This is a genomic window from Jeongeupia chitinilytica (assembly GCF_014652315.1).
Taxonomy (GTDB): Bacteria; Pseudomonadota; Gammaproteobacteria; order Burkholderiales; family Chitinibacteraceae; genus Jeongeupia; species Jeongeupia chitinilytica.
In genome coordinates this window covers 306,318-321,316 of record NZ_BMYO01000001.1, presented here as the reverse complement: position 1 = coordinate 321,316, position 14,999 = coordinate 306,318, and the positions used below count along the sequence as shown (strand labels likewise).

General features: G+C 66.1%; 15 protein-coding genes. 11 read left to right on the top strand and 4 right to left on the bottom strand.

Annotation, left to right across the window (positions count from 1 at the left end; translation table 11 throughout):
* Positions 1-60 precede the first annotated feature (60 nt).
* The 7 genes from lpdA to IE097_RS01555 all read left to right on the top strand — a co-directional run bounded on the left by lpdA (position 61) and on the right by IE097_RS01555 (position 7,362).
* On the top strand, positions 61-1,857 hold the full coding sequence (gene lpdA / locus IE097_RS01585) for a dihydrolipoyl dehydrogenase (protein WP_189458386.1): 1,797 nt from the start codon (positions 61-63) through the stop codon (positions 1,855-1,857).
* 250 nt (positions 1,858-2,107) lie between these two features.
* Positions 2,108-3,835, top strand: coding sequence for an ABC transporter permease (locus tag IE097_RS01580; RefSeq protein ID WP_189458385.1), 1,728 nt, complete (start codon positions 2,108-2,110; stop codon positions 3,833-3,835).
* A gap of 12 nt (positions 3,836-3,847) precedes the next feature.
* Positions 3,848-5,140 (top strand): ABC transporter ATP-binding protein, encoded by a 1,293-nt coding sequence (locus IE097_RS01575; RefSeq protein ID WP_189458384.1) that lies wholly within the window; start codon positions 3,848-3,850, stop codon positions 5,138-5,140.
* 143 nt (positions 5,141-5,283) lie between these two features.
* Positions 5,284-5,808, top strand: coding sequence for a glutathione peroxidase (locus IE097_RS01570; RefSeq protein ID WP_189458383.1), 525 nt, complete (start codon positions 5,284-5,286; stop codon positions 5,806-5,808).
* A gap of 44 nt (positions 5,809-5,852) precedes the next feature.
* Positions 5,853-6,233, top strand: a complete 381-nt coding sequence (locus tag IE097_RS01565; protein ID WP_189458382.1) for a VOC family protein — start codon at positions 5,853-5,855, stop codon at positions 6,231-6,233.
* A gap of 56 nt (positions 6,234-6,289) precedes the next feature.
* Entirely contained in the window at positions 6,290-6,805 is a 516-nt protein-coding gene (locus IE097_RS01560) for a GNAT family N-acetyltransferase (protein WP_189458381.1), read from the top strand.
* A complete protein-coding gene (locus IE097_RS01555) occupies positions 6,805-7,362 on the top strand; it encodes an NADPH-dependent FMN reductase (RefSeq protein WP_189458380.1) in 558 nt (185 codons plus the stop codon). Before IE097_RS01560 ends, IE097_RS01555 begins: the two co-directional genes overlap by 1 nt.
* Before the next feature lie 57 nt (positions 7,363-7,419).
* On the opposite strand, the gene def is transcribed toward IE097_RS01555, so the two are convergent.
* From def to IE097_RS01540, 3 genes are read right to left on the bottom strand one after another with little or no spacing between them, the layout of a single operon-like run.
* On the bottom strand, positions 7,420-7,956 hold the full coding sequence (def, locus tag IE097_RS01550; protein ID WP_189458379.1) for a peptide deformylase: 537 nt from the start codon (positions 7,954-7,956) through the stop codon (positions 7,420-7,422).
* A gap of 31 nt (positions 7,957-7,987) precedes the next feature.
* On the bottom strand, positions 7,988-9,007 hold the full coding sequence (locus tag IE097_RS01545) for a threonine aldolase family protein (RefSeq protein ID WP_189458378.1): 1,020 nt from the start codon (positions 9,005-9,007) through the stop codon (positions 7,988-7,990).
* 26 nt (positions 9,008-9,033) lie between these two features.
* The gene (locus IE097_RS01540) at positions 9,034-10,329 is read right to left on the bottom strand and encodes a DUF445 domain-containing protein (protein WP_189458377.1); all 1,296 of its coding nucleotides are present in this window, start codon (positions 10,327-10,329) and stop codon (positions 9,034-9,036) included.
* Positions 10,330-10,481: 152 nt separating this feature from the next.
* Between IE097_RS01540 and IE097_RS01535 the strand changes: the two genes are divergently transcribed.
* The 4 genes from IE097_RS01535 (at position 10,482) to IE097_RS01520 (ending at position 14,041) form a co-directional block, all read left to right on the top strand.
* On the top strand, positions 10,482-11,264 hold the full coding sequence (locus IE097_RS01535; RefSeq protein ID WP_189458376.1) for a 3-hydroxybutyrate dehydrogenase: 783 nt from the start codon (positions 10,482-10,484) through the stop codon (positions 11,262-11,264).
* 29 nt (positions 11,265-11,293) lie between these two features.
* A complete protein-coding gene (locus tag IE097_RS01530; protein ID WP_189458375.1) occupies positions 11,294-12,394 on the top strand; it encodes a patatin-like phospholipase family protein in 1,101 nt (366 codons plus the stop codon).
* Positions 12,395-12,494: 100 nt separating this feature from the next.
* Positions 12,495-13,619, top strand: a complete 1,125-nt coding sequence (locus tag IE097_RS01525) for a Card1-like endonuclease domain-containing protein (protein WP_189458374.1) — start codon at positions 12,495-12,497, stop codon at positions 13,617-13,619.
* Positions 13,620-13,684: 65 nt separating this feature from the next.
* On the top strand, positions 13,685-14,041 hold the full coding sequence (locus IE097_RS01520) for a RidA family protein (protein ID WP_189458373.1): 357 nt from the start codon (positions 13,685-13,687) through the stop codon (positions 14,039-14,041).
* 13 nt (positions 14,042-14,054) lie between these two features.
* On the opposite strand, the gene IE097_RS01515 is transcribed toward IE097_RS01520, so the two are convergent.
* Complete coding sequence (locus IE097_RS01515) at positions 14,055-14,975, bottom strand: DMT family transporter (RefSeq protein ID WP_189458372.1); 921 nt, start codon at positions 14,973-14,975, stop codon at positions 14,055-14,057.
* Between the last annotated feature and the right edge of the window lie 24 nt (positions 14,976-14,999).

The following is a 14,999-nucleotide window of genomic DNA, read 5'->3' as shown; positions in this document are numbered from 1 at the left end:
GCTCGTCCAGCGGCGGCCGCCTGACCGCGGCCGCCCCAAGCAACTGAATTGGAAGCAACCATGAGCACGATTGAACTCAAGGTTCCGGATATCGGCGGCCACGACAACGTCGACATCATCGAAGTCTTCGTCAAGGTCGGCGACACCGTCGCCGTCGAAGACAGCCTGATCACGCTGGAAACCGACAAGGCGACGATGGAAGTCCCGGCGACCCACGCCGGCGTCGTCACCGAAGTCAAGGTCAAGGTCGGCGACAAGATATCCGAAGGCGGCCTGATCGCCGTGGTCGAAGTCTCGGCTGGCGCAGCCGCACCGTCACCCGCACCGTCACCCGCGCCGGCGCCGGCGCCCGCCGCGGCAGCACCGGCGCCCGCAGCGGCCCCGGTCGCCGCACCGCAAGCCGGCAGCCACAGCGGCGGTGCCGACATCGAATGCGACATGATGGTCCTCGGCGGCGGTCCCGGCGGTTATTCCGCCGCATTCCGCTCGGCCGACCTCGGCATGAAGACCGTCATCATCGAGCGCTTCGCCACCCTCGGCGGCGTCTGCCTCAATGTCGGCTGCATTCCGTCCAAGGCCCTGCTGCACAACGCCTTCGTCATCGACGAAGTCGCACACCTCGCCACCAACGGCATCAAGTTCGGCGCGCCCGAAATCGATATCGACGCGCTGCGCGGCTACAAGGAAAAGGTCATCGGCAAGCTGACCGGCGGCCTCGCCGGCATGGCCAAGGCCCGCAAGGTCGAGACCGTCCGCGGCGTCGGCACCTTCATCGACCCGCATCACATCGAAGTGCAACTGACTTCGGGTTCGGGCAAGGAGCTGACCGGCGAGAAGAAGATCGTCAAGTTCAACAAGGCGATCATTGCCGCCGGCTCGTCGGTATTCAAGCTGCCCTTCGTGCCGGACGATCCGCGCGTGGTCGACTCGACCGGCGCACTCGAACTGAAGTCGGTGCCGGGCAAGATGCTCATCCTCGGCGGCGGCATCATCGGTCTGGAAATGGGTACGGTTTACTCGACGCTGGGCTCGCGTCTGGACGTGGTCGAAATGACCGACGGCCTGATGCAGGGCGCCGACCGCGACCTCGTCAAGGTCTGGGAAAAGTGGAACGCCCACCGCTTCGACAACATCATGCTCAATACCAAGACCGTGGCGCTCGAAGCCAAGGACGACGGCATCTGGGCGACGTTCGAAGGTGAAAAAGCGCCGAAAGAGCCGGTCCGTTACGACCTGGTGCTGCACGCGACCGGCCGCGTGCCGAACGGCAAGAAGATCGGCGCCGAGAACGCCGGCGTGATCGTCGATCCGCGCGGCTTCATCAACGTCGACAGCCAGCAGCGCACCAACGTGCCGCACATCTTCGCGATCGGCGACCTTGTCGGCCAGCCGATGCTGGCCCACAAGGCCGTGCACGAAGCCCACGTCGCTGCCGAGAATGCCTTCGGCGAGAAGGCCTACTTCGACGCGCGCGTGATTCCGGGCGTCGCGTATACCGACCCGGAAGTGGCATGGGTCGGCATCACCGAAGACCAGGCCAAGAAGGACGGCAAGGCCATTCTCAAGGGCGTGTTCCCGTGGGCCGCTTCGGGCCGCGCGATTGCCAACGGTCGTGACGAAGGCTTCACCAAGCTGATTTTCGACGCCGACAACGGCCAGATCATCGGCGGCGCCATCGTCGGGCCGCACGCCGGCGACATGATCGGCGAAATCTGCCTGGCGATCGAGATGGGCGCGGATGCCGTGGACATCGGCAAGACCATCCACCCGCATCCGACCATGGGCGAATCGATCGGCATGGCCGCCGAAGTCGCCAAGGGCGTCTGCACCGACCTGCCGCCGCAGCGCAAGCGCTGAACGCGCAGCCGGACCGGAACGCCGCATCCCTCGGGATGCGGCGTTTTGTTTTCCGCCGTTCGCACGATTGCAATCCGGGGCGGGCACGATGACGGCAGTGTCGCGCAGCGATTTTTTACCGGGATGCCAACCGTAATGCGCCTCCGGCGTTAAGCACACCTGCACACCGCCGTGCGCTTGCCGCGATTGCGCCGGTGCAAGACGGCAGAAAATGCCGATACTCGTCTTAGCCCTTCAGCCTTGATTGCGAATGATCCGTTTCCAATATTTTCCCCGTCAGGTCGTCGACGCCGGCGGCAACCGCTGGGACTGGGCGCTGTTGCCGCTGGTTCTGGCCACGCTGGTCCTGCTTGCCTACGGCGCGCGGCAGATGGTCGCGCCCTATCAGATCGGTGCGGTCCTGCCGATCTCGCTCGACCCGGCGTCACTGCCCTACTACCTGCTGCGCACGACCTTGCGCATGTTCATCGCACTGGCGGCCTCGCTGCTGTTCAGCTTCGTGTTCGCCGCGCTCGCCGCCAAGATCCGCGCCTGCGAGAAGGTGCTGGTGCCGATGCTCGACATCCTGCAGTCGATCCCGGTCCTGGGTTTCCTGTCGATCACCGTGACCGGCTTCATCGCGCTGTTCCCCGGCAACCTGTTCGGGGTCGAGTGCGCGGCGATCTTCGCAATCTTCACGTCGCAGGCCTGGAACATGGCGTTCTCGCTGTACCAGTCGATGCGCACGGTGCCGAACGAACTGCAGGAGGCCGCACGCGTCTTCCAGCTCTCGGGCTGGCAGCGCTTCTGGCGGCTGGAGCTGCCGTTCGCGATGCCGCAGCTGCTGTGGAACATGATGATGTCGATGTCGGGCGGCTGGTTTTTCGTTGTCGCCTCCGAGGCCATCTCGGTTTCGGGTCAGGACATCAAGCTGCCCGGCATCGGCTCCTACATCGCCGCGGCGATTGACGCCCGCGACCTCGGCGCGATCGGCTGGGCGATTGCGGCCATGGGCATCGGCATCCTGTTGTATGACCAGCTGTTCTTCCGCCCGCTCCTGGCCTGGGCCGACAAGTTCCGCTTCGAAGCCACCGGCAGCGATGCCGCGCAATCCTCGTGGCTGCTGACGCTGGCGCGCCGGACCGAGGTGATGCAGAAGGTCGCACTGTCCGGCATTGCCGTGTTCGAGCGCAGCTTTACCTGGTTCCGCAAGTCGCACGACGGCACGTCGATTCTCGCCAAACCGGCGCCCACGCCGGCCTGGCAATCGCGTGCCACCGATGCGGTGATCACGGCACTGGTGCTGATCGCGGCCTATCAGCTGTTCGCCTTCGTCCATGCCGAAGTGGGCTGGGCCGAAGCCGGCCACGTCTTCGTGCTCGGCTTCTACACGCTGGTGCGCGTGCTGCTGCTGATCGGGCTTGCCGCGCTGTTCTGGGTGCCGATCGGCATCTGGATCGGACTGAACCCGCGCTGGGCCGACCGGCTGCAAGCCATCGCCCAGTTCCTCGCCGCCTTTCCGGCCAACCTGATGTTCCCGATTGCGGTCATGATCATCGTCCACTTCGGATTGAACCCGAACGTCTGGCTGTCACCGCTGATGGTACTGGGCACGCAGTGGTACATCCTGTTCAACGTGATCGCCGGTGCGTCGACGGTACCGACCGAACTGCGCTACGCGGCGCAGAATCTCGGCCTCACCGGCTGGCTGAAGTGGAAGCGCTATCTGCTGCCGGCGGTGTTCCCGAGCTTCGTCACCGGCGCGATCACCGCCAGCGGCGGCTCGTGGAACGCCAGCATCGTTGCCGAGTTCGTGTCCTGGGGGCCGACCACGCTGAAGGCCGAGGGCCTCGGCAGCTACATCGCGCAGATGACCGCCACCGGCGATTTCCCGCGCATCGCGCTCGGCATCGGCGTGATGTGCGTCTTCGTGATGAGCCTCAACCACTTCGTCTGGCGCCGGCTGTACCGGCTGGCCGAATCGAAAATGCACTTTTAAGACAGCGCGACCATGACCGAAAAACTCATCGAACTGAAAAACGTCGGCAAATCGTTCCGCTCGGCCGATGGCGCCGCACGCACCGTGCTGGCCGGTGTCGACTTTGCGCTCGCCGACGGCGAGATCGTCGCCCTGCTCGGCCAGTCCGGCTCGGGCAAATCGACGCTGCTGCGGATCATGGCCGGGCTGATCAATGCCGACGGCGGCGACGTCAACTATCGCGGTCAGCCGCTGTACGGCCCGGCGCGCGGCATCGCCATGGTGTTCCAGTCGTTCGCGCTGTTTCCGTGGCTCACCGTACAGCAGAACGTCGAGCTCGGCCTCGAGGCGCAGGGCATCGCCCCGACCGAACGCGCCCGACGCGCCGAGGCGGCGATCGACATGATCGGCCTGTCCGGCTTCGAAGGTGCGCTGCCCCGCGAGCTGTCGGGCGGCATGCGCCAGCGTGTCGGCATCGCCCGCGCGCTGGTGATGGAGCCCGACGTCCTGCTGATGGACGAGGCGTTCTCGGCGCTCGACGTGCTGACCGGCGAGCAGTTGCGCGACGACATGCTCGAGCTGTGGGAGGGCAAGACCACGCCGATGAAGGGCATCCTCGTCGTGTCGCACAACATCGAGGAGGCGGTGATGATGGCCGACCGCGTGCTGATCTTTGCGAGCGACCCCGGCCGGGTCCGCGCCGAGCTGCGCATTCCGCTGCCGCGCCCGCGCGACGCCGACAGTCCGCAGGTGCGCTCGCTGATCGACCAGATCTACGCGCTGATGACCGCCAAGGCGCCGCGCCGCGCCGCAGAAGAAACCCGCCTGACGCTGGCAAGCCGCCTGCCGGAGGCCGACGTCTACCGGATGGAGGGCGTGCTCGAACTCCTGATGGAACCGCCGTTCCACGGCCGCGCCGACCTGCCGAAGCTGGCCGAGGAAACCGAGCTGACCGACGACGAACTGCTGCCGGTCACCGAAGCGCTGCACCTGTTCGGGCTGGCACAACTGGCGCACGGCGACATCGTCGTTACGCCGCTGGGCCACAGCTACGTCGACGCCGACAACACCGAACGCCAGCGGCTGTTCGGCGAGCAGCTGCTTGCCCAGGTCCCGCTGGCCGCGCACATCCGCCACAGCCTGCTGCAGGAAAACGACGGCGAACTGCCGGAAGAGCCGTTCCTCAAGCTGCTGCGCGAATCGCTGCACGCCGAAGAAGCCGAACAGGTACTCAAAACCGTCATCGAATGGGGCCGCTACGGCGAGGTCTACGAGTACAACTTCCACAACGGGATGATCCAGCTGCCCGACATCGACGCGGTTTGAGCCCCGCCAGCCATCTCCGGTTGCGACGCCGCAACCCGCCATCCGGCGGTAGTCCCCTGCGCCGCACGGGCGCTTTTCGGGTACCCGTTGCAGCGGACATGACGCTGGCGTAGGCTGGTTTCACCGTTCACGGAGTCCGCACCATGCTGCGTTTCGCCTTCGCACTGCTGTTCGCCACCGGTGTCGCCCGGGCGGCCTGCCCGCCGCTGCTCGACCACCAGTTCAAAACGCTGCAGGGCCAACCGTTCGACCTGTGCCAGGCCGCCGGCAAGCCGGTGCTGGTGGTCAACACCGCCAGCAAGTGCGGCTTCGCGCCGCAGTTCGACGCGCTGGAAAAGCTCTACGCCAAGTACAAGGACAAGGGGCTGCTGGTCGTCGGTTTTCCGTCGAACGACTTCAAGCAGGAGCTCGATACCAACAAGGAAATCGGCGATTTCTGCCGGCTGACCTATATGGTGCAGTTCCCGATGATGGAAAAGTCCGCCGTGCGCGGTGACGACGTCAATCCGTTCTATCGCGACCTGATCAAGGCCAGCGGCACCACCCCGAAGTGGAACTTCTACAAGTACCTGATCGCCCCGGACGGCAAGACCGTGACCGCCTATACGCCGATGACCAAGCCGGACGACAAGGAAATCGTCGGCAAGATCGAAGGCTGGCTCCGCTAGTCCGGCCCGACACGTCCGTTCATACCGAGACCAAACCGAATTACATGCCCAGCAACCCCGTCGCCGCCGTCATGATCCACGTTGCCCACGTCGGGCAGGCGCAGGAATGGTACCTGCGTGCCTTTCCGTCGGCCGAACGCATGATCGCCCCCGGCACCGGCTTCGAGTGCCTGCGTCTGGGTGCGGTGCAGCTGGAAATCGTGCCCGCGGACGAAAAAGTGGCCTCCGGCGCCGCCGGTTCGGTCGTCTACTGGCAGATGCGCGACCTCGGCGAGGCGATGCGCCATTTCACCGCCCTCGGCGCAACGCTGTATCGCGGGCCGATTCCAATCGAACTGGGCTTGGGCATCTGTCAGGTCAAGGTCCCGTGGGGCAATTACATCGGTCTGCGCGGCCCCTTCCAGCCGGCCGCCCCCGCCGAATGAGCGCGACCCCCGTCATTCTCGGTAGCCCGTGTGGTGCCACACGAACAGACCCGGTCATGGTCACGACGCTTCGTGCCGCAGGCGCGCAGGATGCTTCGGCGGTCGCCCGCATCCTCATCGACACCCGAGCCGCCTTCATGCCATACGCACCGGCGGCGCATTCCGACGATGAAATCCGCGAGTGGGTGGCGCACGGCCTCGTACCGGGCGGCGGCTTGATCGTGGCGGAACGGGACGGCCGCATCGTCGGCGCCATGGCGACCGGGATCGGGCACGACGGCGCCTGGATCACGCAAATGGCCGTCAACCCGGCGCAGGTCGGTCACGGCGTCGGCAGCGAACTCCTTGCTCACGCCCTGCGCACCCTGCCCCGCCCGATCCGCCTGCACACCTTTCAGGCCAATCTCGGTGCACGCCGCTTCTACGAACGCTTCGGCTTCGTGGCAACCGTTTTCAGCGATGGCCGGAACAACGAGGAACGCTGCCCGGACATCCTGTACGTCCTGGCGGCACCGTCGCACGAAGCGGGTGATTCGTGCCAACTGCAGGCCGAACGGCCAGGTCACCACTGATGCGAATTCTCGCCCTCTGCGGCAGCCTTCGTGCTGCGTCACACAATGCTGCGCTGCTTCGTGCAACGGCCCGTCTGGCCCCCGACGGCATCGAGGTGATCTGCGATCACGGCATCGGTGATCTGCCGCTGTTCAATCCCGATCAGGAAGCCAGCGACCCCATGCCCGTTGCCGCGCTGCGCCGGCGCATCATTGCCGCCGACGCGCTGATCATCGCCAGCCCCGAGTACGCACACGGGGTATCGGGGGTGATGAAGAACGCACTCGACTGGATGGTGGGCTGCGAAGCCTTCGTGAACAAGCCCGTCGCGCTCTTCAACGCCTCCCCGCGCGCCGTGCATGCCCAAGCCGCATTGCGTGAAATCCTCGTCACGATGTCCGCGCAGCTGGTCGACGCCGCGTCGATCGGCGTTCCGCTACTCGGTGCGAAGCTGGACGAGGACGGTATCGTCGGTCACCCGGAGATGGCTGCTTCGCTCGTCACCGCTTTGCACGCGCTACGTCAGGCCGTCCGGCCGGAAACCGTTTCCGCCGCTGCGCAGCTCGACGCCCGCTGAGTCCGGCACAGCCGGATGTTTACGGCAGCGTCACGAACGCCCGACGCGCGTCGCGGCTCACTCGTCGGGCGCGTCGTGCAAGCCCGGAAACAGCACCTCGGTAAACCCGAAGCGCGTCATGTCGCGGATGCGCTGCGGATACAGCACGCCCCACAAATGGTCGCACTCGTGCTGGACGACGCGGGCATGGAAGCCGCCGACTTCGCGGGCGATCGGCTCGCCGTGCTGATCGAAACCACGGTAGCGGATGCGCTGGTAGCGCGGTACCTCGCCCCGCAGGCCGGGCACCGACAGGCAGCCCTCCCAGCCCAGCACTTCATCGTGTCCGAGCGGGATGATCTCCGGATTGAGCAGCACCGTCTGCGGCACCGGTTCGGCGTCCGGATAACGGGAACTGGCGTCGAAGCCGAAGATCACCACCTGCAGGTTGACGCCGATCTGCGGCGCGGCGATGCCGACGCCACCGGTTGCCTGCATCGTATCGAACAGATCCTGCACCAGCGCGTGCAGCTCGGGCGTGTCGAACTCGACCACCGGCTCCGAGCGTTGCAGCAGGCTGGGGGTCCCCATTTTCAGCACAGGACGGACGGCCATCGCGGGCTCCGGTGGATTGACGTTGACCGGCTCAGCGCAGCAGCGCCTGACCGAAAGCACTGGCGATCCGTTCGACCTCGGCCGCTCCGACCTGCCAGTGGGTGACGAAGCGCCACAGTCCGGCCTCGGGCGGATTCGCCTTGATGCCCTGTGCGAGCAGTTTGGCGACCAGATCGTCCGGATTCTGGTGGATGTCGAGCAGCTCGAAGAACACCATGTTGATGTCGAGCTGGTCGCGATGGACGACCACGCCGGGCAGGCGTTCGAGCAGTTCGGCCAGGCGTTTGGCGTTGACGTGGTCGTCGCCCAGGCGTGCGCTCATTTCGTCCAGCGCAATCAACCCGGGCGCAGCGAGCACGCCGGCCTGACGCAGACCGCCGCCCATCAGTTTGCGCTTCTTGCGCGCCCGTTCGATGAACCCGGACGGACCGGCAAGAATCGAGCCGACCGGTGCCGCCAGCCCTTTGGACAGACAGAACATCACGGTGTCGGCGTACTGCGCCAGTTCGCTGGCTTCGACACCAAGCGCCGTGGCGGCATTGAACAGCCGCGCACCGTCGAGGTGGACCGGAATCCCGGCCGCCCGGGCCACATCGCGGATCTCGCGCATCGTCGCCAGCGGCATCACGCTGCCGGCCCCGCGGGCGTTCTCGACACAGACGAGGCCGGTACGCGGCAGGTGGATGTCGCCGGCAGGACGGATGCGGGTGCGGACCGCGTCGCCGTTCAGCACCGGTACCGGCCGCAGGTTGACGCCGGCGATGATCGCCGCGCCGCCGACCTCGTGCCAGACGATGTGGCTGTCTTCCGCGACGATCACCTCGTCGCCGCGCTCGCAGTGCGTGAACAGCGCCAGCTGGTTGCCGAAAGTGCCGGTCGGCACGAACAACGCCGCCGCCTTGCCGAGCCGTTCCGCCGCCGCGGCCTCGAGCGCGACGACTGTCGGATCGTCACCGTAGACGTCGTCGCCGACCGCGGCGTCGGCCATGGCCGTACGCATCGCTGGCGTCGGCTGGGTCACGGTATCACTGCGTACGTCGATCCACTCCATCACCACTTCCCCTGTTTCTTGAATCGTTAAACACCGGCGAACTGTCGCGCGGTATAGATCAGCAGCCCGATCAGCCCGCCGACCAGAGTGCCGTTGACCCGGATGAACTGCAGGTCGATGCCGACGTTGAGTTCGAGCCGGTCGACCAGCACCTTGTCGTCCCAGCCCTTGAGCTGGTCGGCGATGAACACGCCGATCTCGCCGCGATAACGCGCCAGCGATTGCGCCGCAAACGTCCGGAGCCGCGCATTCAGCCAGTCGACGAAGACCGTGTCGTCGCGCAACCGCAGCCCGAACTGCTTCACCGCCGCACCGACTTTGGCGCGGATCTGCGAATCGTCGCGTTCGAGGTCGTGACGCAGCCAGCCCAGCGCATCGCGCCACATCCGTTCGAGCCCCTGCTGCAGGCCCTCGTCGTCGAGCAGCCTGCGCTGCCATTGCGCCAGCTGCTCCCGCGTCTCCGGATCGTGGCCGAGCGCATCGATCCAGTCGCCGAACTGCCGGTCGAACGCCTGCCGCAGCGGATGGTCCGGCTCGGCGAGCGAGCGTTCGAGCGCCTGCGACGTTGCCCCGATCAGCTTGCGCGCCAGATAACGTCCGCCGGCCTCGTCCAGTGCAACCCAGCGCAGCACGTTGAATTCGTTGGCGATCACGCCGGCCAGATAATCGTGCGCATTCGGCGTATCCAGTCGCGAGATGGCCGCCCTGACGACACCGTCGAACACTTTCTGGTGCTGGCCGGCATGGCGGACCAGCTGCAGCAACGCCGCACCGCGACTGCCCAGATCGAGCTGCCCCAGCCGCTTGACGGCCAGATCGCGCACCAGATGCGCGAGCTTCGGGTCGTCCAGCATGTCGAGCAGGAAGCGGAACAGCTGCGTGCCCTGCTCGGTGAGCTGGCGCGCATTGGCCGGGCGCGCCAGCCACACCGCCAGCCGTCGCGCCGGGTTGAACGCGTCGATGCGCTTGGCCAGTACGTCGGGCAGCAGGAAATGCGTTTCGATGAACTGGCCGAGACTGTCGGCGATGCGCACCTTGTTCTGCGGCACGATTGCCGTGTGCGGAATCGGCACGCCCATCGGGTGCTTGAACAGTGCGGTAATCGCGAACCAGTCGGCCAGCGCACCGACGACCGCGGCCTCGGCAAACGCGGCCAGATAACCCCAGCCACCGCGGCCGTGCCCGACGAACAGCGCAAACAATGCCAGCGACGCCATCAGCAAGAGCAGCCCGGTCGCACCGGTGCGCGCCCGGCGCAGGCGCCGGCGCTTCTCCGCCTCGCGGGCAGCGTAAAGATCGGTAGCGGATTCGTCCGGGGACATTGCAGCTCGTCAATATGGCGTCAGCCGTAACGATAACAGCGGCGGCTCCCCGCACCAACGCCAGCTTTGCCAGACTGCCAAGCCCGCGCCATCCGGACGACATGATTCGGTGCTATACCTCAGCGATGCCCCTATATCGATCGAGGAACACCATGCTCAAAGGAAAAGTCGCCCTGGTCACCGGCTCGACCAGCGGGATCGGCCTCGGCATCGCCCATGCCCTGGCGCGCGAAGGCGCCACGGTCGTGCTCAACGGCCTCGGCAAGGCCGACGAAATCGAGGCCACCCGTGCACAGCTGGCGGCGGACACCGGCGCCGAAATCGGCTTCATCGGCGCCGACCTCAGCCGTGCCGACGCGGTGGCCGAACTGATCGCCAAAATCGAGGCCGAGCACGGCCGGCTCGACATCCTCGTCAACAATGCCGGCGTACAGCACGTTTCGCCGATCGAGGATTTTCCGCCGGAGAAATGGGACCTGATCATCGCGCTGAATCTTGGCGCGGCCTTCCATGCGATCCGGCTCGCCGTGCCGGGAATGAAGCAGCGCGGCTGGGGCCGGATCATCAATGTCGCCTCGGCCCACGCCCTTGTCGCGTCGCCGTTCAAGTCGGCCTATGTCGCGTCGAAGCACGGCGTGCTCGGGCTGACCAAGACCGTGGCGCTCGAACTGGCCGAGCACGGCGTCACCGCCAACGCCATCTGCCCCGGCTACGTGATGACGCCGCTGGTGCAGAAACAGATCCCCGATACCGCAAAGGCGCGGGGCATTTCGGAGGAGGAAGTCGTCCGCGACGTGCTGCTGGCCTCGCAGGCGACCAAACGTTTCGTCGAAGTCGACGAACTCGGCGCACTCGCGGCCTTTCTGTGTACCGATGGCGCCGCGTCGATCACCGGCACCGCCTTGCCGGTCGACGGAGGCTGGACCGCACACTGATCACGTTTCACCAGGGAGAAACCACAACAATGAGCAAACGACGCATTGCCATCGCCTGCCAGGGCGGCGGCAGCCAGACCGCGTTCACCGCCGGCGCGCTGAAGGCGCTGTACGACGGCGGATTCGACGAGCACTTCCGCCTGACCAGCATCAGCGGCACCTCGGGCGGCGCGCTGTGCGCCACGCTGGTGTGGTATGCGCTGCTCAAGGGCGACACCGACATCCCCGCACGACTGATGGACTTCTGGGCCGACAACACCGCGCAGACGCAGGCCGAGGAGCACTTCAACCGCTACGTGACCGAATCGCTGCGCGCCACCAACAAGGGACAGCTGCCGCAGTTCAACTTCAGCCCGTACTCGCCGCTGATCCAGACGATGATGAGCCTGACGACATCGACGCTGCGGCCGCACTTCACCGATTTTCATGCACTGCTGACCAAGCACATCGACTTCGAGGAACTCGCCGCCACCGGCCCGCGCCCCGATCTGCCGGCGCTGCTGCTTGGCGCGGCCGAGGTCCTGTCCGGGCAACTGGTCAAGTTCAACTCGCGTGAACAGGCCATCCGCATCGAGCACCTGCTGTCGTCGTGCGCGGTGCCGAACATCTTTCCGGCAGTCGAGTTCGACGGCGGAGCCTACTGGGACGGGCTGTTCTCGGACAACCCGCCGGTCGACGAGCTGGCCAAGGCCGTCTATGTCGGTGCCGACAACCTGCCGGAGGAAATCTGGGTCATCAAGATCAACCCGACCGGATGCAGGCAGGTGCCGCGGGCGCCGGAACAGATCGCCGATCGTCGCAACGAGATGGTCGGCAACATGTCGCTGTTCCACCAGCTGACGAACATCGGCTTCCTCAACAACCTGCTGCTGCGCGGCGCTTTCAACACCGACTTCCTAGACCAGTTCCACATCTCCGAGCCGGTGCTGATCCCCCGCTGCTTCGACAACGAACCGGCCCAGCCCTACCACATTCCGTTCATCGAAATGTCGCAGCCGCTACAGGACGACCTCGACTACGAGACCAAGATCGACCGCAGCCCGGAAAATCTCGGCCGGCTGATCCGCGACGGCGAGTCTCAGGCGAAGCAGTTCCTCGCCGGACGCATTGCGGCACTGCAAGCCGCCTGATGTGCACGGGCATGACGGCGACACAACAATGTCATGCCCGCGCACGCGCCCCGCTGCGGTGCGCTGCTAGACTCGACCACCCACCCCGCCTGGAACGGCCATGCACCTGCTCTGCCCGATCGACACCGTCCACTCCGACATCCTCACGCCGGCGCTCGATCGCGTCTTCGGCATCCGGCACATGACGGTGGCCGCACACAGCCATCGGCTGGGTGCCGCCGCCGACATCGCCGAGATCGCCGTGGCCGCCCAGATCAGTTGCGACATCATCGAGCTGACCGGCGAGGATTCGCCGTCGCAACTGCGCGGCACCCTGGCGCAGATCATCAGCGATACCGAGCTGCCGACGCTGATCAACCTCAGCGGCGCCAGTCCGATCCTCGCCGCGCTCGCGCAGGAAGTGGCGCTGTTGCGTCAGGTGCCCAGTTTCGTGATCCATCCCGAGCGTGACACGCTGGTCTGGCTCAACCATCTGCCCAATGTCGTGCCGGCGCAGGGCTACAACGTGGCCGACCGGCTGACGCTCGACGGCTACTTCGGCCTGTTCGGCTGCGAAATCGTCGAAGTCTCGGTCGACCTGAAACACCGGAACCCGTCGCTGGAAAAGCTCGCCCGCCACATGGCCTGGTTTGCCAGCCGCGACTCGCGCCAGCTCTATTCGCTGATGCAGCATGTGGTCCGTGCCGACGAAAACGGCCTGACCGCGCCGCTGCCGCGCGAGCTGCAGCCGTATCTGATGCCGATCGAACAAGCCGGGCTGATCACGCTGCTGCACGGCGGCGAACTCAAGCTGCGTGATGCGCAGGCCCTGCGTTTCCTCAACGGCGGCTGGCTCGAATACTGGCTGTTTGCCGAAGCGGCCAGCCTGATCGGACAGTGCCCGATCCACGACCTGGCCTGCGGCGTGCAGATCGTCACCCACGACGGTGTGAAGAACGAATACGACCTGGCCATCCTGTGCAACAACCAGCTCTACCTGGTCGAATGCAAGACCCAGCAGCCGGAAAACCGCCAGACTGGCCGCGGCGTCGGCAACGACGTGCTGTTCAAGCTCGACAGCGTGTCGCACCTGTCCGAGCTCGACGCCCGCGCCATGCTGGTCAGCGTCAGCCGCCCGACCGAGCATGAAATCCACCGCGCCGACGAACAGCACATCGAGATCGTCTGCGGCCATGACCTCGTCAACCTGCGTGAACGGCTGCGCGACTGGCTCAAGAGCAACTGACCGCGACTGGCGCATAATGGCGGCTCGCCGGCCAGCCGGCAGCCCGTCATCGATTGGACCCGCCCATGAGCAACAACGACATTCATCGCCACAATCCGACCCCGCTGTGGTCGGACGCGGTCGTCTTCAACCGGATCGCCTGCTTCGTCGAAGTCCCCGAAAGCGGCAACAGCTTTGCCGACCAGACCCGTGCGCTGCTGGCCCAGGCCGACCGTACGCTCGCCGCCATCGGCTCCGACAAAAGCCGGCTGATGATGGTCACGATCTATCTGCCCAATCTGGCCAACCGCAAGGCGCTGAACGAGATCTGGGCCGAATGGTTGCCCGAGGGCTGTGCGCCGGCGCGTGCCTGCGTGCGTGCCGAGCTCGCATCGCCGGACCTGCAGATCGAAATCGCCTTTACCGCCGCAACACGCGGCTGAGCCGCTCAAGCCCTCACGCCGGCGCCCGGTGGGCGAAGGTGCACCAGACGACGCCGGCAATCAGGCAGACGATGGCGGCGGCTTCCAGCATGCTCGGCAGCCGGTGCGCCCACAGAAAGCCGTACAGCAGCGCGAATACCGTCTCGAAGATGATCATCTGGCCGCTCAGCGTCAGCGGCAGCAGCCGGCTGGCGCGGTTCCAGAAACCGTTGCCGAGGATGGAGGCAAAGATCGCTACGGCCGCGGCGATCAGCCAGAACTGCAGCCAGTCTGCGGCCGGGCGCTCCGCCTGCTGACCGGCAAAAGCCGGCACCACCAGCAATAGCGCCAAACCGCCGGTGGCAACGCCGGTCAGCAACGACCAGTCGTGACCGGACAGGTCCGGCCGCCTTGCCAGCCAGCGCTGGTTGACGACCGAATACGTCGTCCACGACGCGAGGGCCCCGAATGCACACAGCAATCCGGCAGCACGAAGCCCCGGGCTCGCGTCGGCACGCTGCGTCAGCAGTGCGTCGATACCGACCAGTGTTACGCCCAGCAGACACAGCGCCAGCGGGGCGAGCAGCCGGCCGAGGCGGATCGCCCCGTCGTCACGCGTCCCGACGAGCGTGACCAGCACCGGCAGCAGGCCGATGATCAGCGAGGTTGCGGCGCCGCCGGCCCAGCGGACCGCATTGGACAGCATGATGTAATAGGCAATGTTGCCCAGCAGACTGAGCCCGAGCAGGGCCAGCCACTCGTTGCGGCCGAGCACCAGCGCGCGCCAGCGTGGCAGCAACAGTGCCGCCGCCGCCGCACCGTAAACCAGATAACGCGCCGCCGACAGCTGCAGCGCCGAAAAACCCGCCAGTACCTGCGGCGCGAGAAAGACCCCGCCCCACAACGCCCCCGCCACGACGCCATTGCCGACGCCGATCGCCATTTGCCCGCGCATTCCGTTCTCCTTCGATGCCGGCAA